Source organism: Bacteroidota bacterium (assembly GCA_016699695.1).
In the GTDB taxonomy this organism is placed as follows: domain Bacteria; phylum Bacteroidota; class Bacteroidia; order Bacteroidales; family UBA10428; genus UBA10428.
The window spans coordinates 1,045,118-1,066,512 of sequence record CP065006.1 but is presented as its reverse complement, the minus strand read 5'-3'; the positions used below and the strand labels follow the sequence as shown (position 1 = coordinate 1,066,512).

Genomic DNA, 21,395 nt, shown 5'->3' with positions numbered 1-21,395 from the left:
AACATGGAAGTAGTATTAATTGCGATTGTGCTGGTGGGTATTTCCTTTTTAATTCTTGGTGTGAGGATTTTCTTTGTGAAGGGGGGTAACTTTCCGGAAACGGAGGTAGGCACAAACAGAAATATGCGGCATTTGGGAATTACCTGTGTGAAATGCGATGAAAACAAGAGATACCGTGAAGCCGTTCGGAAAAGAGCCGCAAAAAACATTAATCCTTTGTACTTAAAAGTCGATGTGTCGGGCCTCGGGTCGAAAAAATCTGCTGAATAGAATGCACTTTTCTTAAAAGCACCCCAGTAGAAAGAATATAATTTTTCCTAGACAATGACTCCTATTGCACCATTGAGTTTTTCATTCCCTCCGTAATAAAAGTTTTATAATTACCATCTTCATCGGCATAAATGAGGAAGGCATCCAATTCGGGGTGCTTAGTTAGCCATGCTATGCTATTTTCAAGACCCATTACCATAAAGGCAGTAGCCATAGCATCGGCAGTCATGCAATCGGAAGCAACCACAGTAGTGCTCAGTAAATTACTTACAACGGGGTAACCGGTATGCGGGTCGATGCTGTGCACGTATTTCTGGCCGTCTTTTTCATAAAACTTCCTGTAATTACCCGAGGTTGCAAGCGCCTTACCAGAAATTTTTAAGATTGCCTGAAGGTTCTGCCCGGGCGAAAAGTTATTGTCGGTGGGTTTGTCAACGCCAATTTTCCATTCTTCGCCTTTCGGATTTAAACCTTTGGTTACAATCTCTCCTCCAATTTCAACCATAAGGTTTACCACTCTTTTGCTAACGAGGAAATCTGCGATTACATCTGCCGAATAACCTTGTGCAATGGCATTTACATCGATTTTCACCGCTGGATGATTTTTAATCAATGTCCTTCCTTCCACCTTCACAAGCGGCATACCCACATATTGCCGTAGGCTGTCAATCAACGCGCTGTCGGCGTTCTGTGCCGGATCGGGACCAAATCCCCAGGCATTTACCAGGGGGGCTACTGTAATATCAAAGGCTCCATCGGTGAGGGTATAAATCTCTTTCGATTTATTGAAAACCGTAATAAAGTAATCATCTAGCATTACGTTTGTTTCGTTTCGGTTTACTCTCGATAGTATCGATTCCTGCACATAGGCCGACAATGAAAGATCGAAGTCGGCCAGCAGTTTTTCAATTTCGGGTTGAAAATTATTTCGCGGATGGCTTTGATAGGTAATATGATAGGTAGTACCCTGGGTTTCGCCTTGTATTTTTTTATAGACAGGTTCCTGTTTGCAGGATAAAGGCAATAAAGCGATAAAGAGAAAAAATAGTGATGTTAGTTTTTTGAATAGTGAATTCATTGTATGGGATTTTCATGCGAAGGTAAGAATCTAAATAATCAAAAAGTAGCGCAACTCATGCTATTCTGAATAAAATTGAAGTGGAATAAACTGTCAAAAAAACTACGGCCTACTCAGAAAATAGACTTAAGAATTGATATCTAAAAATAAAAAAAGGAGGCTAGATAAGCCTCCTTTAAAATTGGTTTGTTTGGTATGAATTAATTTCCAAAGTCGTCGAAATAGATACTTTCATCAGCTACACCCAGGTTGTACAACATTTTTTTCACTGCTCCAACCATAGGGCCGGGGCCGCACATGTAATACTCAATATCTTCCGGGGCTTCGTGTTTGCTGAGGTAATTGTCATAAATCACCTGGTGAATAAAGCCAACAGGGCCGTCCCAGTTGTCGTTGGGCTGTGGATCGCTTAAAGCAATTACAAATTTAAAGTTGGGAAATTCTTTTTCAATGGCACGGAATTGATCTTCGTAAAATATTTCACGGCGCGAGCGAGCTCCGTACCAATAACTTACTTTCCGGCCAGATTTTGCAGTATGAAACAGATGGAAAAGATGAGAACGCAAAGGGGCCATACCAGCCCCACCACCAATATAGAGCATTTCGTTGTTGGTGTCTTGAATAAAGAATTCGCCATAAGGGCCCGAGATGGTTACTTTATCGCCGGGTTTGCGCGAAAAGATGTACGATGAACAAATACCAGGGTTAACCTTTGCCCAACTTCCGGTTTTGGCATCCCAGGGTGGAGTGGCTATACGTATGTTGAGCATAACAATATTTCCTTCTGCAGGGTGGTTGGCCATCGAATAAGCCCGATAAGTTTCTTCGGAATTCTTCATTTTCAAATCCCACAGTTTGAATTTGTCCCACTCATCGCGGTACTCAGCTTCAACCTCCAAATCTTTAAAGTCCATTTCATATTTGGGAACATCTATCTGAATGTATCCCCCCGATTTAAAATCGAGGGTTTCGCCCGGCGGAAGTTTTACTACAAATTCTTTAATAAAAGTGGCAACATTGTGGTTCGAAACCACCTCGCATTCCCATTTTTTGATGCCTAAAATTTCTTCAGGCACATGTATTTTAAGGTCGTTACGCACTTTTACCTGACAACCCAGGCGCCAGTGATTGGCTTGTTCCTTACGTGTAAAGTATCCTGTTTCTGTCGATAGGATCGATCCCCCGCCCTCAATTACCTGACAACGGCACATGCCGCAGGTTCCACCGCCACCACATGCCGAAGGTAAAAATATATTTTGAGCCGATAGAGTACTTAATAGAGTCGATCCCGGACTAACCTCTACGGTGTTGCCATCGTTGATGTTAATCACCACCTTACCTTGCGGAGCAAGTCTGTTACGTGCTATAATTAAACTTGTAACAAGTAGCAGAATGATAATCCAGAAAGATAAGATGCTTATCAGAATTACCATCGAAGTTGTAGCCGCTATAATCATGTTCTAACTGGTTAAAAATCGTTAAAGTTTGATGCCCATAAAACTCATAAATGCTATTCCAAGCAAACCTGTAATTATAAAGGTGATACCCAAACCACGCAAGGGGGCCGGAATGTTTGAATACCTTATTCTTTCGCGTATTGCGGCAAGTGTAACAATTGCCAGAGCCCAGCCAAATCCCGATCCGAATGAAAAGGATAATACCTCACCCATATTTTGATATTCACGCTGCTCCATAAACAACGATCCTGCAAGGATTGCACAGTTCACAGCGATCAACGGAAGAAATATTCCTAAAGAATTGTATAGGCTGGGTGAAAATTTCTCTACTATCATCTCTACTAACTGAACCATTGCAGCAATAGTGGCAATGTAAATCATAAAACTTAGAAACGACAGATCAATTTCAGAAAAAGAACCTCCGAGCCAGGTTAAGGCTCCGGGTTTTAAAACATTTTCCAGCAAAAGGTAGTTAACCGGTACGGTAACCATTTGCACGAAAATTACGGCGATTCCAAGCCCCAGCGATGTTTTTACTGTTTTCGACACGGCAAGGTATGAACACATGCCGAGGAAAAAAGCGAAAATCATGTTCTCGCTAAAAATGGCCTTAACTATTATATTGATATACTCCTGCATGGTAGTGCTTTTATAATTTTAATGCGTTTCGTTCAGTTCAGGGAATTTGCTACGTTGCACCCAGATGATGAGGCCAACTACTATCAGTGCCATTGGGGGCATAATCATCATACCGTTATTCATATACCCAGCTTCGTAGAATGACTGGGGTACCACATTGTAACCAAGCAGGCTTCCAGAACCAAGTAGTTCTCTGGTAAAACCAATCATGATCAGAATAACTGCATAGCCTGCTCCATTTCCTACACCATCAACAAAGGAGGGCCAGGGTTTATTAGCCATCGCATAGGCTTCCAATCTTCCCATGATGATACAGTTGGTAATAATAAGGCCGACATATACCGATAATTGCTTACTGACGTCGTAAACAAATGCGCGCAGAACCTGGTCAACCAATATAACGAGAGCAGCCACCACTACCAGCTGCACTATGATTCTGATACGGGGCGGTATATAGTCTCTCATGAGCGATATGAGAAGGTTAGAAAAGGCAGTTACTACCATTACTGAAACACCCATCACAATTGCAGGTTTCAGTTTAACTGTTACCGCAAGTGCCGAACAGATTCCAAGAACCTGCACTGTAATTGGGTTGTGCAGATTGAAGGGAGCAGTAAACAGTTTTAAATTTTTCGATGATGTACTCATATCAGCTTATATGATGGTTATTTTCTGTTTATAAAATAATACTCTTTGTAAAGCACAAGACAGGAATCAATCATTGCCTCAAGGCCTTTACTGGTGATGGTTCCACCCGAAATGCCATCTACAGCATGAGGATTTGCAGGATCGACAATTCCTTTAAGCACTTTTATCGACACAAAAGTGGTCGAATCTTGAAATATTTTTTTTCCGATAAATTTCTGCTGATACCAGCTTTCTTTAATTTCTGCACCCAAACCAGGGGTTTCTCCCTGATGGTCGAAACTGACTCCATAAATGGTGTTTAAGTCTTTATTCAGCGAAATATAGCCCCAAATCGGACCCCAAAGCCCTTTACCTCTTAGGGGAAGAACAAAAGCATTTTCACCATTGCTAAGTGTGCTTACATAAACCGGGAGTGCTCTCTCAATAGAAGGTTTTGAAAGTTCTGCTTTCATATCTACTCCGAAGGCATCAATGCCATCAACCCGCAATCCTGTTGTGTTCACTACGTAACTTTCTGTAATGTATTTATCATAGAGTTCTTCTGCATTTTCTGCAGTAGCCGGAACATTAATCGAAGCGAGAATATTTTGTTTTTTCTCAATTTCGATATTTTTATCCTGCAAAGGTTTAAGTTGCAATGCAGCCAATGCAAGCAGCAGTGCCACAACGATTACCATGATGGAGGAAAAGGTGAATATATACGTATTGCTGAACTCTTTCATCTTTTTTTGCAATTAGATAGTTGATTTTACTTTCACGCGTTTCAGGCGTTTTTTAATGTTGGCTTCGATTACATAATGGTCGATGAGGGAAGCCCAGGCATTGCCAAGAAGAATTGCCAACATAACACCTTCAGGATAGGCTGGATTAACAACTCTAATCAGCACGGCTATGATGCCTATCAGGAATCCATAAATCCACTTTCCTTTTTCGGTTTGTGAGGCAGAAACAGGGTCGGTTGCCATAAATACTATTCCAAATGCGAAACCTCCCATTACCAAGTGATAATAGGCCGGAATATGCATGTAAGCATTTTCTATCGATGGGTTCATGATACCAACCAACTGAAAGGTAAGTCCCATGGCTAATGCTCCCAGCACCCCGGAAAGCATAATCTTCCAACTTCCAATGCCTGTAAAAACAAGAATAAACGCACCGATTAAAATGGCCAGCACCGATGTTTCGCCAATAGAACCAGGTATAAAACCAAAAAACATATCAGAAAAGTCGGCAAGTTTCGAGGCCTCGTTTTGTGCCAGATGAGCCAGGGGTGTTGCTCCGGAGAATCCATCCACTACACCGGTACCTTCCGGCAAGCCAGCTACCCACACCTTATCTCCAGACATTTCGGAGGGATAGGCAAAGAAAAGAAATGCACGGGCTAAAAGTGCAGGGTTAAAGATGTTCATTCCAGTGCCACCAAAAGCTTCAACTCCAATGATAACCGCAAATGCAGTAGCAAGAGCTACCATCCAAAGGGGAATATTTACAGGAAGTATAAGTGGAATCAGCATTCCTGTTACAAAGAAACCTTCTGGAACATCGTGATGTTTTATTTGGGCAAAGATAATTTCGATGGTTAATCCCGTGCCATAAGATACCAGTATAATGGGAAGCACTTTCAGGAATCCAAAGAAGAATACTTCGCCAAAGCTTTTATCGGCATAGGTACCTATTGATAAAAAATGGTGGTAACCTACATTCCACATACCAAAAAGAAGTGCAGGAACCATGGCCAACACTACCATAATCATGGTACGCTTCATATCGATGGCATCGCGTATGTGAGACCCGCTATAGGTAACCTTGTTGGGCACAAAAAGCAGGGTTTCGACCGAATCGAAAAGTGAATGGAATTTTTCCAACTTGCCTCCCTTTTCAAAATTCGGTTTTATTTTGTTGAGATAATTTCTAAGACCTTTCATTCAAATCTCTGTTTTAAAAATATCGGTTCTTTACTAACTCATTTCCTTCACCATCAAATCCAATCCTTTTCTTACAATGGACTGGATTTCGGTTTTAGAAGTATCGATAAACTCGCACAATGCAAAATCTTCTTCTGTTACTTCGTAAATTCCCAATTGCTCCATCAAATCGATGTCTTCGATGATGATGGCTTTAAGCAATTGCATTGGTAATATGTTGAAGGGGAATACTTTTTCGAAGTTACCTGTAATCATTAGTGCACGGTGGCCACCTTTTATGTTGGTATCGACGATGTATTCCTTATTGGGTGTGAGCCACGAGAAGAATGTGTGCGAGAAGCTGAATTTGTTGAAACCTGGAGCAATCCATCCCATGAATTCGTAATGGTTACCTTCCGGAATTACGGTAATCTGTGGTTCATAGTAACCAAGGAAATCATCCGAATCGAGGAGGCTTCCTGTCAGCACATTGCCACCAATTATTCGCACGTTACTTCCTTTTACATTGTTCGCAAGAATTGTAGAAAGATGTGCTCCCGAAACCATTTTAAAATAACCGGTGTTTTTCACTTCCGAACCGGTTAATGCTATTATTCTTGTGGCATCGTAGCGACCTTCTGTAAATAGGTGGCCAATGGCTACAACCTGCTGTGGGTCGAGGGTCCATACCACTTCGCCTTTGTTTATAGGGTCGAGTTTATGGATATGGGTGCCTACATTGCCTGCAGGGTGAGGGCCCTGGTAAGATGTAAGTACGAGATTTTGTGCGCCGGTAAATGCTGCGCAGGTTTCGGCTTTGGCATCTACTCCCAGGTGAATTTTGCCATCGGTGAGTTTCGAAAGAATATCAATACCTGCCTGAAATTCTCTTTCGAGGCCCTTCATGATGAAGTTGTAATCGACACCAAGCGGGGCACTGTCCATTCCGGAAATAAAAATGGATTTTGGTTTATCCTGAGGGCGAGCTATAATTCCGTATGGCCTCATTTTCAGCGATGGCCATAACCCACTTTTCAGTAAGTTTTCAACTATTGTTTCTCTGTTCAAACTGTTTGCTGCTCCACGGGTAAAACTTTTGTATTGCCCTTTTCCGTCTGGTTCAACCGTAATGGAAAGAATTTTCCTGCGGTCGCCCCTTAAAATTTCTTTTACTGTTCCGCTAACCGGAGAAGTAAAAAGAATTTCGGGTTTGACTTTGTCGCAAAAAAGCGGGCTGCCAGCTTTTACTTCATCACCTTCTTTTACGAGTAGTTTTGGAACCACCCCAATAAAATCAGAGGGTTTAAGGGCATACAACGCAGCCGTCGGAATATTGGCCATTGTCTTGCCAGCTTTACCGGCAAGATTGATTCGAAGCCCCTTTTTAATCTTTATTACTTTTGACATGCTTGATAAAGCTTTTAGAGGTGCAAAAATAAGTAAAATTCACAGTATACCAACTTTCCGAATCATTAGTTCAGGTTTGCAATTTGATGCTAAAAGCGAGATTCAGGAATTACTTTTTATTCCTCATAAACCCTTAAAACCAACAGATGTTTAGCAAAGGGCTTTATTTTTTTTAATTTGCACTAATTTTTAGAATAGATCAGCGTTTTAGAAGGTAAAATACCCTATGAGAATATTTGTTTTTTTGATATTGCTACTGGTTTTTCCTGGTTCCTCATTAAAGGCCCAGACTCTAAGCCATGTTTCCGGAATACCTGAGGTGCATCATTCCTCTATAGGCAATGTGGTCTTTCATCCAATTGGCAGTCCTTTGTCTTTTCCAGCGATCAATTTGTACGATGCGCAAGCTTTGTTGCTGCAGTTCGATCTGCTGACCACTGAAAGCGAAGCTTTGCGGTATGAAATCGATCTTTGCCTTGCCGACTGGAGTTTATCTGCCCTCGATTATTCGGAGTTCATAGCTGGTTTCGAAGAAAACACAATGGATGTATACTCCGCTTCATTCAATACCACTTTAGATTATCTGCAATACAGGCTTCAATTGCCCAATGAGGAGGTGCATTTCAGACTAAGTGGAAATTATTTAATTACTGTGTTCAACAGCAAGGATGAAGTTCTTCTTCAACGCCGGTTTGTGGTATATGAGTCGGGGGCCGGTCTTACTGTGAATCTCGATAAACTTTTGGCAGAACCCTATTCCGGCATTCAGGCAATAGAAGTGAAGGTGAACCCTCAATCGCTTTCCTTCAATCAGCTTGCCGGTAACATGAAATTGGCTGTGATGCAGAATGCGAACTGGTACAACCTCCGGTACCTTGAGAATTACCATATCGACGATCAACAGGGTTTTCTCTACACCTCCCGCCAGGAACTAAAATTCGAAGGCTTAAATGAGTTTAGATACTTCGACACCAAATCGCTGCGCACTCCTTCGGCCAGCATGGCAGGTATCGAATACAAGCCGCCCTTTTACAACGTGTATTTAAAGACCGATGGTTTGCGAGGGCAAGAGGGGTATTTTGCAAAAGTCGATTTCGATGGTAATTTTTATATCTGGAATCAGGAATCGCACGACGACGAAATGCTCGATGCCGACTATGCCTGGGTGCATTTTACACTCGAAACAGGCTATCCCTTTCCTGCAGAAGTATATGTCGATGGCAGTTTTAGTTTGTGGCAATACGATCGAAACAACATGACCTACAACAGCGAAAGAGGTATTTATGAACTAAACCTTTTGCTTAAACAGGGAATTTACAACTACCGATATGTTACCAAAGAATACAACAATCAACTGGTGTATTCCGATTTGACCGAGGGTAACCACTACGAAACGGGCAACAGCTATCAGGCTTTTCTGTATTACCGCCAACCCGGGGAAAGGAATGACAGGTTAGTAGGCTATGGTCTCTTATCGACAGGAATGGAAATAAAGGAGTATGATAAAAACGAAGACAACAACCTTATAAAACAAATACTTGAGCAGAAGAAAAAGCAGGAGGGGTTTGAATAAATTATTTTGAGGTACCAATACATTGCATAATCGCAGGAAACCAGCAGCTAAAATACCTTGTTGATGAGGGTTATATTTCTATTTTTATTCCGTATTTAATTATTTGATTAACAATAGGCTGGTTATAATTGAATTCATCCTTAGAAAAAGCATGTGGTTCAATTATGGTCTCTTCTCCCTTTCTATTTAACATCAATTGCACATCCGTATCAAATGTGTGAATCACGTTTTCTTTAAGCACAATAGCAATATCAATATCACTATTTTCATGTTGATTGCCATTGGCAAACGAACCAAACAAATAAGCATCAGAAAATCCAATATTTGAATTTTTAAGTCTATTTAAATATTCTCTACTTATCCTTAAAGCATCGTTTTTATCCATAATCTACAGTCTTTTATTTTATCAATCCATTCAGATGTGAAGCTATCTGTACACAGTCTATGAAAACTTTGTTTATAATCATCATACCTGGCATTTATATTAAATCTTGAAATGCTATCAAGCAAAATTTGTTGGTTATTATCCAAATTATTATTTGACTTTTCATACAACCTCCTTAAGTCATGAATCAAAGGAGGAAACTCTTCATTGCATTTGACAAATAAAGCTTTAAGGAGTTTTTCAATCACAAGATGCCCCATAAAGAGAGCCCAGCTGTTGTTTTGAGTATTGTATAAATCCATCATTGTTTTAAAGTCCTTATCAGAACTCTCAATCCAATGATTAATTATTCGTTCTTTGTCAAATAGATCATCCATATAATATTGATATTCAAAGTAATCTAGGTAAAGATACGAAATTTTTCATATGAACAGTTTATCGACGCTTTGCCGATTTTTTAATGTCCGCTAACATTGTGACACCTTATGCCCATAAACAAAAAGAGCAGGTTTTCAGGCCTGCTCTTTTTTTCGTCAATCAATTATTCATTCATTATCAAGGAATGGATAGCGGTAATCAACCGGAGAAACAAAGGTTTCCTTTATTGACCGTGGCGATACCCAGCGCATCAGGTTTACGAGCGAACCTGCTTTATCGTTGGTGCCAGAACCTCTTGCACCTCCAAACGGTTGTTGGCTTACCACGGCGCCAGTAGGTTTATCGTTAATGTAAAAGTTACCTGCTGCAAAGCGCAGTTTATCCTGTGCGGTGATGATGGCCTCGCGGTCTTTGGCAAATATTGCTCCGGTTAAGGCGTAGATAGAAGTTTTATCGCACAATTCGAGGGTTTCTTCGAATTTGTCGCCATCGTATACATAAATGGTCAGTATCGGTCCAAAGAGCTCTTCTTCCATGCTAAAGAACTTCGGATTCGTCGTGAGTATCACTGTGGGTTCAATAAAATAACCCACAGTCATATCGTATTTACCACCCATAATCACTTCGGCATCAGAAGCCGAACGGGCTTTATCAATCGAAGCACTTAGTTTTTTAAAGGCACTTTCGTCGATAACAGCATTGATAAAATTGCCAAAATCTTCCGGACCACCCATTTTCATCGAGCTCAATTGTTTCTGAAGTATGCTTCTTACTTCGTTCCATATTTCTTTTGGAATATAAGCCCTGCTTGCCGCCGAACATTTCTGCCCCTGGTATTCAAATGCACCCCTTGCCAGTGCGGTAGCTACTTCGGCCGGCACGGCACTCTTGTGGGCAAACACAAAGTCTTTTCCTCCGGTTTCGCCCACAATGCGCGGGTACGATTTATAAATCTGAATGTTTTTACCAATTTTTTCCCAGATACTATGAAAAACTCCGGTGGAACCTGTAAAGTGGAAACCGGCAAAATCGGGGTGGCTCATCACTACTTCGGCAGCGGCAGGCCCTGCCGCGAAAACCAGGTTTATAACCCCATCGGGCAGTCCTGCCCGTTGAAGCACTTCCATAATAACAGCTGCTGAATAGATTTGTGTTTTCGATGGTTTCCAAACCACCGTATTGCCCATCATAGCCGGAGAAGTCTGAAGGTTGCCGGCAATGGCTGTAAAATTAAAAGGTGTAAGCGCAAACACAAAACCTTCCAGCGGGCGCCATTCGGTGCGGTTCCAGTTGTTGGGCACCGAACGTGGCTGCATTTCATAAATCTGCTCCATAAACTTTACGTTGAAGCGGTAAAAATCTACGAGTTCGCATGCCGAATCAATTTCCGCCTGGTAAGCATTTTTCGATTGCCCCAACATGGTGGCTGCATTCATTTTTGCCCTGTAAGGTCCGGCCAGCAAGTCTGCTGCTTTTAAAAAGATAGCAGCTCTGTGCTGCCAGGGCATATTCATCCATTTGTCTTTAGCTCTCAAAGCTGCATCGATGGCCATTTTCACATGGCTTTCGTCTCCCTGATGGTAATAACCTAGTGTATGATGAATATCGTGAGGGGGGCAGATACGATGCTTGTTGTTGGTTCTTATCTCCTTGCCGTCAATTACCATAGGGATATCGACTTCTTTCGACCTCCATTCTTTTAGGGCAGCCTTTAATGCAGCACGCTCGGCGGTGCCAGGGGCATAGGTCAGAACAGTTTCGTTAACCGGATTCGGAATCAGATATCGTCCGTTGCTCATAGTTTATTTGTTTTGCGTTAAAAATAGATCAACACCCAGGGCTAAAAAATGACATTTCTTACACGACTTTAGGGGTTTGCATGATTTAAATCACGAATCGTGTAAGTTCCATGTCAATAACTTTTAAGGTATACCAGCAAGGAGAGAAAAACACTTAACTAATTTTACAGCATGAAACTGCAATTTGTAAAATCCTTTCTCGAAGGCCCCGGAAAGAAATGGGCTGTCAGGCTTAAGAATAAGTACATGATTGCGATTATAGCCTTTGTGTTTTGGGTGAGTTTTTTCGATCAGAACAACCTCATGGAACGCATCCAGATCAAACGTGAGTTAATGCGCATGGATAACGAAAGGGAATATTATCTCGAAAAAATTCAGCACGATGCAGCTCGTTTGAAAGAGCTAAAAACCAATACACAAAATCTTGAGAAATTTGCGCGCGAACAATACCTGATGAAACGCGACGACGAAGATGTATTTGTGATTGTTTACGACTAAATTCGTGAGTATTTCCTAATTATTCCCTAGCGTCCAATTTGCGGTAGGCGTCGAGTAGTAAGAATACATCCCTTTCTTTCGTGTTCAATTGTTTTGATGCCGCCTTGCAAATTTCTACTGGGGGATAAAAACTCTGACGGACATAATTCAGGTACTTTACTACCATCAATCCATCGAACCAGACAAACAAACGCTTTAAGAAAGTTTCGATTGAAGCACTGTTTTTTCTGGCCTCTTCCACTTTTGAAATTAGTTCAGTATGTTGAAGGAAATTTTGAACCGATTCTGGAAGGGATTTGACTATGCTCTGCATTTCATTCACTCCATCGTACATTTTCTCAAAACTTTGAAAAAGGGGTTTCAGGTCTCTGAAGGAATCAGGGTGGTAGGTATAATAAAGTTGATCTTTATCTTCAAGAATTTTTTGTATAGCAGGGCCTGTGCCAAAAGGTACTCGCCAGGATGGGCGCGGTGAGGGTTGAATTTGTACTTGCGGTAAGAATTGGGTGGGGGCTACAGGCATCACTTTTTGTAAAAAATAAAAATCCTCTCCGGCCTTACGGCGACTCATTCCACCTGCTTTGATGTAGGTGCTGGCTTTTACAGCAAAACACGACCCCAGGGTATAATGATAAAAAGGGAAAGCTATTTTTTGCAGCTGGCTTTTGTAGTAGCGCAGGTGCAATTCGTATTGCGCCGCAGCATGATATACCATTGAAGGAAATTCTTCCCCCACAACAGGGTGGCAGGGATTAAAGATGAAACAGGCTGTTTGAGGGTTTAAGGTCTCCTGCTCATGAATTCTGGTAAAATAGTTAACCGGAACTTTCGTGTCGGCATCGAGCGAAAGTATGATCCCGTTCTCCTGACCGGCCTGCAAAAACCGATGGCAGGCTTCATCCATAAGTATTTTTCTGGCCAGGCCTGCACCTGCATGTTTATCAGGCAGGTTTTTTGCGAGCATCGGAATAAACCGTAACGATTCGAAGCTATTTTTATCTGCCCATTCCCTGAGTAAATCGAAATCCTTTTGATTCTCTACCTTCAACACATCTAATGTACCCTGCGCATAATTTATTAAAATAAAAACCTCTGTATGCACAACCGGAAGGTGGCAGCTTTTAATTGAATCCAGAGTCTTGCAAAGGTCTGGTTCGCAAAAGGCAGGTATAACGACAATATACTTCAAGAGTCCCGTGGGATTCGGGACTTCTGACAGATCAAGTTTTAAAAACTGATGTTTTTCAAGATATTTTTGCGCTGGTCCCACCTGGGGGAGGCTTATTTTTCTAATGTGGCAGCATATTCAGCATTCAGCCCTGTTATCACTGCCTCGGTAATGTTCAATTGATCGTTGGCATACAATACATTGCCACCAAAAGTAGTTCCGAGTACAAATTGAAAGTGTTGTTCGCTTTCGAGACTTTTTAAATACTCCATAATTGAATTAAGCACCTTACGTTGGGCCACTTGCTCTTTTTCTGCCAGTTCGTATTGCATCGTTTGCTGCAATTGCATCAACGACTGTTGTTCTGCCTGCAGGTTTTGTTCAATCGATGCGGCTTCGCTGCGGGTAACCAGTCCTTTATTGGCTTTATTCTGGTAATCGTTTACGCTGGCCTCGAACTTACGCTGCTTGGTTTGCAGTTCAGCATCTTTTGTGCTAAGGGTATTTTGCAAATCGGCCATCACATCTTTGTACATGTTATAATTTGCAAGAACCGAATCGATGTTGATATACACAATGCCTCCCGAACCATTGCTGGCAGCCATGGTAGAGTCGCTCAGGGCAATTTTATGGTTCTGGCTTTTTCCTGTGCTGAAATGTAAAAAATACAATACAGCTACCGACAGGATTAACACAACATTAAGAATGATAGGTGCTTTTTTCACGAGTATAGGTTTTAATTTTGTTTGCGGCTACAAAAATATAATTTTCGGGTCACGATAAAAGGGCTTGCACGGAATAAAAGAGATTTTGTGTCACACAACTTCGAAATAAATGAGAAGTGAGACAGATTAGCTTATACTATAACTAATCATTATTTCTAGAATTGCGGGCAGGGCACTGCTGTCTTAGACACACGTTTTGGCAGCAAAAATTTATAGGCCAGTGAGATCTCATGTGAACCTCTGGTGTAGGGCAGCAAGCTCGAAATAGTAAAATCGTAGCTGTATCCAACGTTCACACTTCGGGTTTTTATGCCAGCCAGAAAAATTATTGCATCGCCCACCTCTGAATTAAATCCGGGTATTCCTCTATACCATATACCCAGTACAATTGGGTGGTTGTACCAATAAATACCCAAATCGAGCTGCTTTACCGCTTCCTGTTGTTTGTATAAAAAAGCAAAAGTCATCACATCGTCGCTGGGCTTTAGCAATTTACCTCTACGGCGTAAATCGATACCACCATAAACCGAGATTTTATAGGGTATCACAGCTTCGGTAGAATAGAGCGAAACATTGGGACTTAAAAGGTGGTCGACTGTGGCACCTAACCAGAAACCTTGTGTGTAAGTAATCAATGAAGCTCCTGCATCGATGTCGCGCGCACTTTGCAGGGCAGGTGGTGGTGTCGAGCCTGGATTGTCAGGTCGGTCTATCTGGTCAATAAAAGTAACATCACCAAAAATACCATGTTCGAGGTAGGAAAAGGAGATACCCGGGCGTATGTGCCAGATGTTAAAAACCTGCACATTGTAAGAATAGTGCAATCCTGTCTGAAGGCTGCCCAGCTTGCTTGTTCCAGCCACATCCTGCAAAAAGTTTATTCCAATTCCGCTGTTGAATGTACTGAAATAGTGATCGTACGAAGCACTGTAGGTAATAAACTTCGAAGGCTGATCGTACCATTGATTGCGGTACTGCGCAGTAATTCTGCTGCCTTCCACAGCCCCTGCAAAGGATGGCCCCAGGTAAAGCGGATTGGCATAAAACTGCGAAAAGTGTGGGTCCTGTGCCCTTAAACCAGCCGCATTGCCTATAAGTAGAATGATAAGAATATACTTTTTCAAAGGTTCAATCTAAAAACTTCCTTTTACGCCAGTTTTGGCATAAGGTTTAAATTCGAACTAAAATAATTTAAAAGTGAATGGGAGGGTTTAAATTTTATGAACAATTGATTTAAACCCTCCCCAATCAGAATGAATTATTATTGAGGTGCAGCTTCGTCTTTTCCATGAATCAGTGTTACATCACCACTCATGTCATAAGCCTGGCCATTGGCATACCTTCCTCTCACGCGCCAGATGTATACGTCTTGTTTGGCAGGGATGCCATCCACGTAACCATTCCAGCCTTGGTTTACATTTTTACTTTCAAATACCCTTACTCCCCAGCGGTTGTATATTTCGAGATGATATTCTTCCACACCGCCACTAAGTGGGAAAAAGACATATTTATTACGCCCACGGGTATCGTATTCATCGGCAGGCCCATCGGGACTTACCAGAAAGGCTGTTGGATATTGCAGGTATCCTTCGGCAAGTACGATTATTGGGGTCGGATGTAAAAGCGTATCGAGGCATCCTACACCTGATTCGGCAATCAGACCTACATAGTATTCGCCAACTTCGGTGTAATACCACGATGGATCTCTTTCCTCTGAATCGGGCATGCCACCCAGATTGCGTTCGGAATCGAAATACCAGCGGTACGAAGTAGCATAGGTCGATTGGTTAAAGAAGTTAATCCAATCATAGCCTTTGGTCTGGCTCGAGTCGAATACCACCGAATCGTTAAAGAAAAATGCGGCCTCTGGTTTGGGGTCAACCTGTATTATTTTATAATCCCAGTTGGTACCACCTTCACCATGCACCACCAGTTTTACAGTATAAGTTCCCGGATTCAGGAATGTATACGATGGGGTTGGTTCGGTCGATGTTTCGCCCTCTATTCCAAATTCCCACTGATAATCGTTTTCGTCGATGTATTTAGTGGTGGCGCTAAAATCTACCGTAAATGGCTGGCATCCTGAAAGATCTTCGGCCAGGTCTATTTGTGGCAGCGGCGGGTAGATAATTACATCGTGCAAAACAGTATCGCGGCATTCGGGGTTCGCATTGTTCCAGGCCACAAGACGAACAGGAATAATGTTGTCATTTTCGTTCTGGCCCCAGAAGAAAGCGCCATAATTGTATACAAATTGGCCTAAACTCTGGTTATCGAAATTACCATCGCCGTAATTCCATTCATAATTCCAGTTGTCCTGGAAAGGTGTTTCGTTAAAGAAAGTAATGGGTGTCTGGTCGGCTGCAGTTCCATAATCGGCCGGCAATGGGCTGGGTATGTACTCAGCGATGGGCGAAGGAAATACAGTTACCTGTTTGGTGGTATCGGCCGAACACTCATAAAACGACAAGGCTGAGAAGCGTACGTCGTATGTTTTGTTATCCGGTGTTTCGTTCACAAAGCGGTAAACAGGGTCTTTGATAGTACTAAAAGCTCTTCCGTCGATGTACCAGATCATCTGCAGTACATTGCTTGTATCGCCAATAAAGCTAACTTCGAGGGGGCTGCAACCCTGGTTAACAGTGTAGGCAAAATCGACATTTACATCCGGGTAAACCGATACAGGTTTTACTAGGGTATCGGAACAGGCTTTGTCGGAACGCACAATCAAGGTAATAGGTTTATCAATCAATGCACTGGTACTGTTGCTGAATGTGTGCGAAGGGCTTTGTTCTGTGCTGGCAGCTTCTCCGGCAAAATCCCAGTTGTAAGTCAGGTTCGATCCCATGGAATTATCTACCATTTGCGCCAAAAATGGTGGGCATGCCACCGAAACCGGAAAGTAAAAATCGGCATTGGGTTTGGCATAAATGGTAACCTGTTTGGTAAGCGTATCGAAACAGTTATAGTTCGAGGTAGCTGTTAATTTCACACTGTAAGTCTGGTCGATTATCGGATTAAAGTTATTGTACAAGTGCACCGGACTGGTTTCAATGCTGCTCGATCCATCTCCGAAAACCCAGTTGGCCCGGTTGGCGTTTACCGAATTGTTGGTAAAGACCGTATTATGCGGGAAACATATGGCTGTAAAGTCGGGATCGAAGGCAGCGGTTACTTTTGGGTACACGGTAACTGTGTCGCGCCAAGTCGAAGCGCAGTTGTGTTTGTTGAATACCGTCAGGCTTATTTCTTTTTCTAAGGGAACTGAACTGGTGAGGTTTTCAAACACATGGTAAAAACGGTTGGTGGTAACATTGCTGGTATCTTCGCCATTGAAATCCCAGTGACGGTATGAGATTCCACCATTGGTGTATGTCTGATCGATCCTAACACTGTCGTTCGAACAGATGGAGGAAGGGGCCACTGAAAAAAACGCATCGACCAGCGAGTGGATATAAATCTGCTGTGCAGCAGTATCGCGGCAACCATATTGGCTCCGTCCATAAAGGAAAACGGTAAAGCTGGTGTCGTAATTCTGATAATTGTTTTGAGTAAGTGTTGGCGGATTGTCGTTCGAACTATAAAAATTCTCATCGATGTACCAGGCAAAGCTGGTCCCGGGTATCAGGTTGGTAGTGTTGGAGATTGTCGAAACCAACGGCTGACAACCAATGGTGTCGCTCATCAGAATACCTGCCTCTAGTTCGGGATAAACAGTTACTGTAATCTGGTGGGTATCGGCGCAGGCCAGGTGGGCTGCATCGGCTGCTCCGGCTGCTACTAGTTCAACCACATAAGGTCTTACAGTTTCGTCCTGTTCCACATAGGCCGGTACTATGGGTTCAAAATCGGTGCTGGTGGTGCTGTTTCCAAAATCCCAGTGAAACACTTGTGCCCCTGCCGACGAAAGATTCTCGGGACGAATGGTAAAGGGAGAACAACTATCGGCTACCGGCAGGCTGAATTCGGCATCGATAAATGCAAAAACCTCTACCGGACGAGTAACAACACTGTCGCAGCCCAAAAGGTTACGGGCTCTGAGCTGCACAATATAAGTAGTGTCGGAGTCGGTTACGTTATTAAATAATTTATCGAAATTAACTGCGGTGGTGGTCGACGAAGAGTTGTCGCCAAAATCCCAGGTGTAGGTCAAACTTCCTCCGGTTGAAAGGTTCTGAAGTCCAACATTTAAAGGGGCACAGCCTACACTGTCTGAAGTAAAATCGAAATTGGCCACTACCTGAGGAAATAAGAGCAGGGGCCTTGTAATGCTGTCGAAGCATAATTCAGGGTTCCGAACCACCAGCTTAATCATAATGGTGGTGTCGGTATTCGAGTAGGGGTTTATAAAAGTACGGTTTATGGTTGGGTTGTTGTCTATCACTGGCGTACCGGTTCCAAAATCCCATTGATTAACTTGCGAGCGCACACTGGTGTTGGTGATTAAGGTAGGCAGAGGAGAGCAATTGTTTTGGAAGCTTAGCCCAAAGTCGGCCTTAATGTATGGGTGCACTGTGATGTTGGTATCCATTTCATCCGAACAGAAATAGCTCGAAACAGCTCTTAACCTCACATTGTACACAGTATCCATGTTGGAGCGGTTGAAAAAGATCTTGGTATACGGAATTCCTGTGGTATCCTGACTGAAAGTGCTGTTACCAAAATCCCAGTCGTAAAAAAGTTTGTAACCAAAGGAGTTGTTGGTAAACACGATAGGCACCGAGTCGCAAACTACACTTTCGCTAACAGTAAAATCAGCAATTACATCAGGGTAAGCGATGAGTCTTCGGGTTGGAGCGGTATCGGAACACCCCATGCGATTCATCCCTACCAGGTTTACCCAAAGAGTATCGGGCCCTGCTGCAGTGGATGTATCGTAGTGGGTGATGGTTCTTGAAATATTTGAGGTTGTTTGAAAAGTACTATCGCCATAATGGTAATCGATATGCCACCAGAGGGTATCTGCACCCACCGATGCACCCGGGTTTAGCACCGACACAAGGGGTGAACACGATTCGGTGTTGGCGACCGCCAGGTTCACTGCAATGCGAGGGTGCACGGTAATATTTTGTCGCGCTGTATCGGTACATCCAAAGGGCGAAATAGTTACCAGTCTCACAGGGAAAATCACATTGTCGGGTGTATAATTGGTGTAGTTTTTCGTGGGTATACTGTCGAAGGACTGCGAATAGTCGCCAAAATCCCAATAATAACTGTTAGTATCGAGGTTACCCGACGAGGTATTGGCAAAACTCACCAGCAGTGGGTGACAGCCAATGGTATCGCTCGGAATAAAACCAGCCTCTATTTGTGGCAATACCTTAATGTCTTTAGTCTGTTTACTGGGGCATGAGTTAAAGGGACCTTTTACAACCAGCTCTACTTTATGTAGCTGTATCGAGTCGGTATGATTTTCAGGCAGAAGCAAATCGAAGCTGCGGGGTATTGTGTCCTGGTTTATTTGATAGGCACTTCCCACGGCGGGTTTTACTGTCCATACCTGGTTCACACCATATACGGTATCCGATTGGTTGTTAAGGGTAGGTGCAAAAGGAGAACAACCAATATCCGATGAAAAGGAGAAACTCGCCGAAGTGTTGTTCATAACAAGTATCTGAACCGGCAGGGTGTCCCTCGACTGGCATTCGCCGGTAACAACAACATTGAAGTTAAATATACCGGTTGTATCGGGCGTAAAATAGGGAGCTGCAATGGTATCGTAATCGAGTTGATTCACAAGAAGAGGGTCGTAGGGGGCATACCAACGGTATGAAGTTCCACCGCCGGCTACTATCTGAATAGGATCCAGGCCGCAAAAGATTCCGGAATTACCCTGGGTAAACCCCCCGATACCTGCGCCGGCATCGCTGGCAGCAAAATCGGAAAAGTACCCATAGCGGCAACCAGGACTGTTGATGGCCTGCATGGTGCCCAAATGAAAGCGTGCCAGGTTGTTTTCTACCCGAATGGTTTGTCCGTCGGTAACAGCATTGTAATAGGCACCCCCTCCGGCTTTGGTACGGTCGTATACCGCAAAAGCAGAGTCCATAATGTAGGTAAAGTGATTGGGGTTCATGGTCTGTACCGGCCCACCATTGATGGAATAGGTGAAATTATGAATGGCCTGGTTGCGGGTAGGGCTGCCTGTAAGGGTATCGTTGCGAACCATCAGGTTATGGAAATACCGCCAGCCGGTAGCCGGTGTTCGTTTCACTGTGACTGAGTGAGATCCGGTACATCGGTCAATGGGGGGTAAGATGGCACCTCCAAGTTCACGGGCTGCAGTAGTTATTGGGTTTGTAGAGAAACCAGAAACATGGTTTAGGTAAATGGGTTTTGTGGCCCTTACATGGGTTACATAGGGTGGAACCGTTTTTGTGATTACCCGGTCAAAATAGGCCCCGGCATTTAATCCGGCAGCTACCAGCACGCCATCGATATAGATATCAGTGCCGTTTTGGGTTGGGGTAATGAAGATGGCTTCCCCGTCTTTGAGGTTTGCAGGGGCATCTTGTACCCAGCCATGCAGCACCACGTATTCAAGCCCAACCAATGAGGTGGGCACAATCTGGTCGGCAAAGATATCCCAGTTACCCGCGCCATCGTCTATCTGCATCGAGTCGTCGAATATCAGGATGGTCACATCGTTGTTCGAGGTGACGCGTATACCGTGAATGTGTTGCGCCGGGGCTTGGCCTTGTGCCTTTAAAGCAATGGATTGACCTTTGTTGAGGATTACTGAAAAAGGAGTGGTGCCATGAAAATCCAGGTTGTTTCCGTTGGGGTTGATGTTCACGGTAGTATTGTCCTTTGTGGCTACTATTGTAAACCCACTAAAACAGTCATTTGGGTTTGGAGCACTGTAAAAGTGATTCTTGTATTTGCGTTGTGTCGAAACCCAGAAATCTTTGCCCAGGGCATTATGGGCTTTAAGGGCAATAATGTCGGAGTTGGGCAGAGCTGATGGTTCGTAATAGGCAGTAATCTCGCCAGGGTATGCCGAAATTAAGAAACCTTTATTTTGAATAAAATCGGGAGCTGCAGCGGCACGGGCATAGGTTTCGATACTGGGTACGGTTAAGTTATTGATGGCCGGATTGGCATCTAATCTGATTTCCTGCGTTTGTTGCTGAGCCAGGTTAAAAGTATAGGGTATAAAAGTAGGATCGGCAGGCCGCGAAATGGTGACCGTGGTGTTATACATCGCAGTAATATGCAGCCTTAGGGGGATGCTGTTGTTGGCGTGCGACTGAGAAATATCGGGTGCAGCAAACCAAAACTGGGTTCCAATTTGCCCCCTGGTAAGAGGAGCAATCAGAAGAAAGATTATTATAAAAACCTGTGATAAACGCATGGTGTTAATAGTTTAGTGCCCTAAATATACGCAAATATGAAAGTAAAGGTTTTTTTTGCATGTAGTTTTAATAACAAGATGCTAACTTTATATGTGCTTAGCTCGTAGAAAA

At 43.1% G+C, this 21,395-nt stretch carries 17 protein-coding genes; 3 read left to right on the top strand and 14 right to left on the bottom strand.

What is annotated here, in order from left to right:
- Positions 1 to 3 precede the first annotated feature (3 nt).
- Positions 4 to 270 carry a hypothetical protein gene (locus IPM71_04470; GenBank protein QQS51989.1) on the top strand — a complete coding sequence of 89 codons (267 nt, stop codon included), beginning with the start codon at positions 4 to 6 and terminating at the stop codon, positions 268 to 270.
- 61 nt (positions 271 to 331) lie between these two features.
- Here the strand turns inward: IPM71_04470 and IPM71_04465 are convergent, their stop codons facing one another.
- The 7 genes from IPM71_04465 to IPM71_04435 form a co-directional block, all read right to left on the bottom strand.
- A complete protein-coding gene (locus IPM71_04465) occupies positions 332 to 1,348 on the bottom strand; it encodes an FAD:protein FMN transferase (protein QQS51988.1) in 1,017 nt (338 codons plus the stop codon).
- A gap of 200 nt (positions 1,349 to 1,548) precedes the next feature.
- Positions 1,549 to 2,805, bottom strand: coding sequence for an NADH:ubiquinone reductase (Na(+)-transporting) subunit F (locus IPM71_04460; GenBank protein QQS51987.1), 1,257 nt, complete (start codon positions 2,803 to 2,805; stop codon positions 1,549 to 1,551).
- A gap of 21 nt (positions 2,806 to 2,826) precedes the next feature.
- Positions 2,827 to 3,444 carry an NADH:ubiquinone reductase (Na(+)-transporting) subunit E gene (nqrE, locus tag IPM71_04455; GenBank protein QQS51986.1) on the bottom strand — a complete coding sequence of 206 codons (618 nt, stop codon included), beginning with the start codon at positions 3,442 to 3,444 and terminating at the stop codon, positions 2,827 to 2,829.
- Positions 3,445 to 3,462: 18 nt separating this feature from the next.
- Positions 3,463 to 4,092 carry an NADH:ubiquinone reductase (Na(+)-transporting) subunit D gene (locus IPM71_04450; GenBank protein QQS51985.1) on the bottom strand — a complete coding sequence of 210 codons (630 nt, stop codon included), beginning with the start codon at positions 4,090 to 4,092 and terminating at the stop codon, positions 3,463 to 3,465.
- A 17-nt stretch (positions 4,093 to 4,109) separates the two neighbouring features.
- On the bottom strand, positions 4,110 to 4,814 hold the full coding sequence (gene nqrC, locus IPM71_04445; protein ID QQS51984.1) for an NADH:ubiquinone reductase (Na(+)-transporting) subunit C: 705 nt from the start codon (positions 4,812 to 4,814) through the stop codon (positions 4,110 to 4,112).
- Between the two features lie 12 nt (positions 4,815 to 4,826).
- On the bottom strand, positions 4,827 to 6,017 hold the full coding sequence (locus IPM71_04440) for an NADH:ubiquinone reductase (Na(+)-transporting) subunit B (GenBank protein QQS51983.1): 1,191 nt from the start codon (positions 6,015 to 6,017) through the stop codon (positions 4,827 to 4,829).
- A 33-nt stretch (positions 6,018 to 6,050) separates the two neighbouring features.
- Positions 6,051 to 7,403, bottom strand: coding sequence for a Na(+)-translocating NADH-quinone reductase subunit A (locus tag IPM71_04435; protein QQS51982.1), 1,353 nt, complete (start codon positions 7,401 to 7,403; stop codon positions 6,051 to 6,053).
- Between the two features lie 226 nt (positions 7,404 to 7,629).
- On the opposite strand from IPM71_04435, the gene IPM71_04430 reads away from it, so the two are divergent.
- Entirely contained in the window at positions 7,630 to 8,976 is a 1,347-nt protein-coding gene (locus IPM71_04430) for a DUF5103 domain-containing protein (protein QQS51981.1), read from the top strand.
- A 70-nt stretch (positions 8,977 to 9,046) separates the two neighbouring features.
- Here the strand turns inward: IPM71_04430 and IPM71_04425 are convergent, their stop codons facing one another.
- The 3 genes from IPM71_04425 to pruA all read right to left on the bottom strand — a co-directional run bounded on the left by IPM71_04425 (position 9,047) and on the right by pruA (position 11,538).
- Positions 9,047 to 9,361: a nucleotidyltransferase domain-containing protein gene (locus tag IPM71_04425; protein ID QQS51980.1), complete on the bottom strand. Its 315-nt coding sequence runs from the start codon at positions 9,359 to 9,361 to the stop codon at positions 9,047 to 9,049.
- Positions 9,340 to 9,738 (bottom strand): HEPN domain-containing protein, encoded by a 399-nt coding sequence (locus IPM71_04420; GenBank protein ID QQS51979.1) that lies wholly within the window; start codon positions 9,736 to 9,738, stop codon positions 9,340 to 9,342. The genes IPM71_04425 and IPM71_04420 overlap by 22 nt, the downstream gene beginning before the upstream one ends.
- A 168-nt stretch (positions 9,739 to 9,906) precedes the next feature.
- A complete protein-coding gene (gene pruA, locus IPM71_04415) occupies positions 9,907 to 11,538 on the bottom strand; it encodes an L-glutamate gamma-semialdehyde dehydrogenase (protein QQS51978.1) in 1,632 nt (543 codons plus the stop codon).
- Positions 11,539 to 11,709: 171 nt separating this feature from the next.
- Here pruA and IPM71_04410 point away from each other — a divergent pair, with 171 nt between their 5' ends.
- Positions 11,710 to 12,036 carry a septum formation initiator family protein gene (locus IPM71_04410; protein QQS51977.1) on the top strand — a complete coding sequence of 109 codons (327 nt, stop codon included), beginning with the start codon at positions 11,710 to 11,712 and terminating at the stop codon, positions 12,034 to 12,036.
- A gap of 19 nt (positions 12,037 to 12,055) precedes the next feature.
- Here the strand turns inward: IPM71_04410 and IPM71_04405 are convergent, their stop codons facing one another.
- The 4 genes from IPM71_04405 to IPM71_04390 form a co-directional block, all read right to left on the bottom strand.
- Positions 12,056 to 13,225: a hypothetical protein gene (locus tag IPM71_04405; GenBank protein ID QQS51976.1), complete on the bottom strand. Its 1,170-nt coding sequence runs from the start codon at positions 13,223 to 13,225 to the stop codon at positions 12,056 to 12,058.
- 92 nt (positions 13,226 to 13,317) lie between these two features.
- Positions 13,318 to 13,929 carry an OmpH family outer membrane protein gene (locus IPM71_04400; GenBank protein QQS51975.1) on the bottom strand — a complete coding sequence of 204 codons (612 nt, stop codon included), beginning with the start codon at positions 13,927 to 13,929 and terminating at the stop codon, positions 13,318 to 13,320.
- A 155-nt stretch (positions 13,930 to 14,084) separates the two neighbouring features.
- A complete protein-coding gene (locus tag IPM71_04395; protein QQS51974.1) occupies positions 14,085 to 15,053 on the bottom strand; it encodes a PorP/SprF family type IX secretion system membrane protein in 969 nt (322 codons plus the stop codon).
- 137 nt (positions 15,054 to 15,190) lie between these two features.
- On the bottom strand, positions 15,191 to 21,283 hold the full coding sequence (locus tag IPM71_04390; protein QQS51973.1) for a PKD domain-containing protein: 6,093 nt from the start codon (positions 21,281 to 21,283) through the stop codon (positions 15,191 to 15,193).
- Positions 21,284 to 21,395 lie beyond the last annotated feature (112 nt).

What these genes read in the sequence shown, in the direction of transcription:
- IPM71_04470 (QQS51989.1), top strand. Translation starts at nt 4, where the DNA reads ATGGAAGTAGTATTAATTGCGATTGTGCTGGTGGGTATTTCCTTTTTA.
- IPM71_04465 (QQS51988.1), bottom strand. Translation starts at nt 1,348, where the DNA reads ATGAATTCACTATTCAAAAAACTAACATCACTATTTTTTCTCTTTATC.
- IPM71_04460 (QQS51987.1), bottom strand. Translation starts at nt 2,805, where the DNA reads ATGATTATAGCGGCTACAACTTCGATGGTAATTCTGATAAGCATCTTA.
- nqrE (QQS51986.1), bottom strand. Translation starts at nt 3,444, where the DNA reads ATGCAGGAGTATATCAATATAATAGTTAAGGCCATTTTTAGCGAGAAC.
- IPM71_04450 (QQS51985.1), bottom strand. Translation starts at nt 4,092, where the DNA reads ATGAGTACATCATCGAAAAATTTAAAACTGTTTACTGCTCCCTTCAAT.
- nqrC (QQS51984.1), bottom strand. Translation starts at nt 4,814, where the DNA reads ATGAAAGAGTTCAGCAATACGTATATATTCACCTTTTCCTCCATCATG.
- IPM71_04440 (QQS51983.1), bottom strand. Translation starts at nt 6,017, where the DNA reads ATGAAAGGTCTTAGAAATTATCTCAACAAAATAAAACCGAATTTTGAA.
- IPM71_04435 (QQS51982.1), bottom strand. Translation starts at nt 7,403, where the DNA reads ATGTCAAAAGTAATAAAGATTAAAAAGGGGCTTCGAATCAATCTTGCC.
- IPM71_04430 (QQS51981.1), top strand. Translation starts at nt 7,630, where the DNA reads ATGAGAATATTTGTTTTTTTGATATTGCTACTGGTTTTTCCTGGTTCC.
- IPM71_04425 (QQS51980.1), bottom strand. Translation starts at nt 9,361, where the DNA reads ATGGATAAAAACGATGCTTTAAGGATAAGTAGAGAATATTTAAATAGA.
- IPM71_04420 (QQS51979.1), bottom strand. Translation starts at nt 9,738, where the DNA reads ATGGATGATCTATTTGACAAAGAACGAATAATTAATCATTGGATTGAG.
- pruA (QQS51978.1), bottom strand. Translation starts at nt 11,538, where the DNA reads ATGAGCAACGGACGATATCTGATTCCGAATCCGGTTAACGAAACTGTT.
- IPM71_04410 (QQS51977.1), top strand. Translation starts at nt 11,710, where the DNA reads ATGAAACTGCAATTTGTAAAATCCTTTCTCGAAGGCCCCGGAAAGAAA.
- IPM71_04390 (QQS51973.1), bottom strand. Translation starts at nt 21,283, where the DNA reads ATGCGTTTATCACAGGTTTTTATAATAATCTTTCTTCTGATTGCTCCT.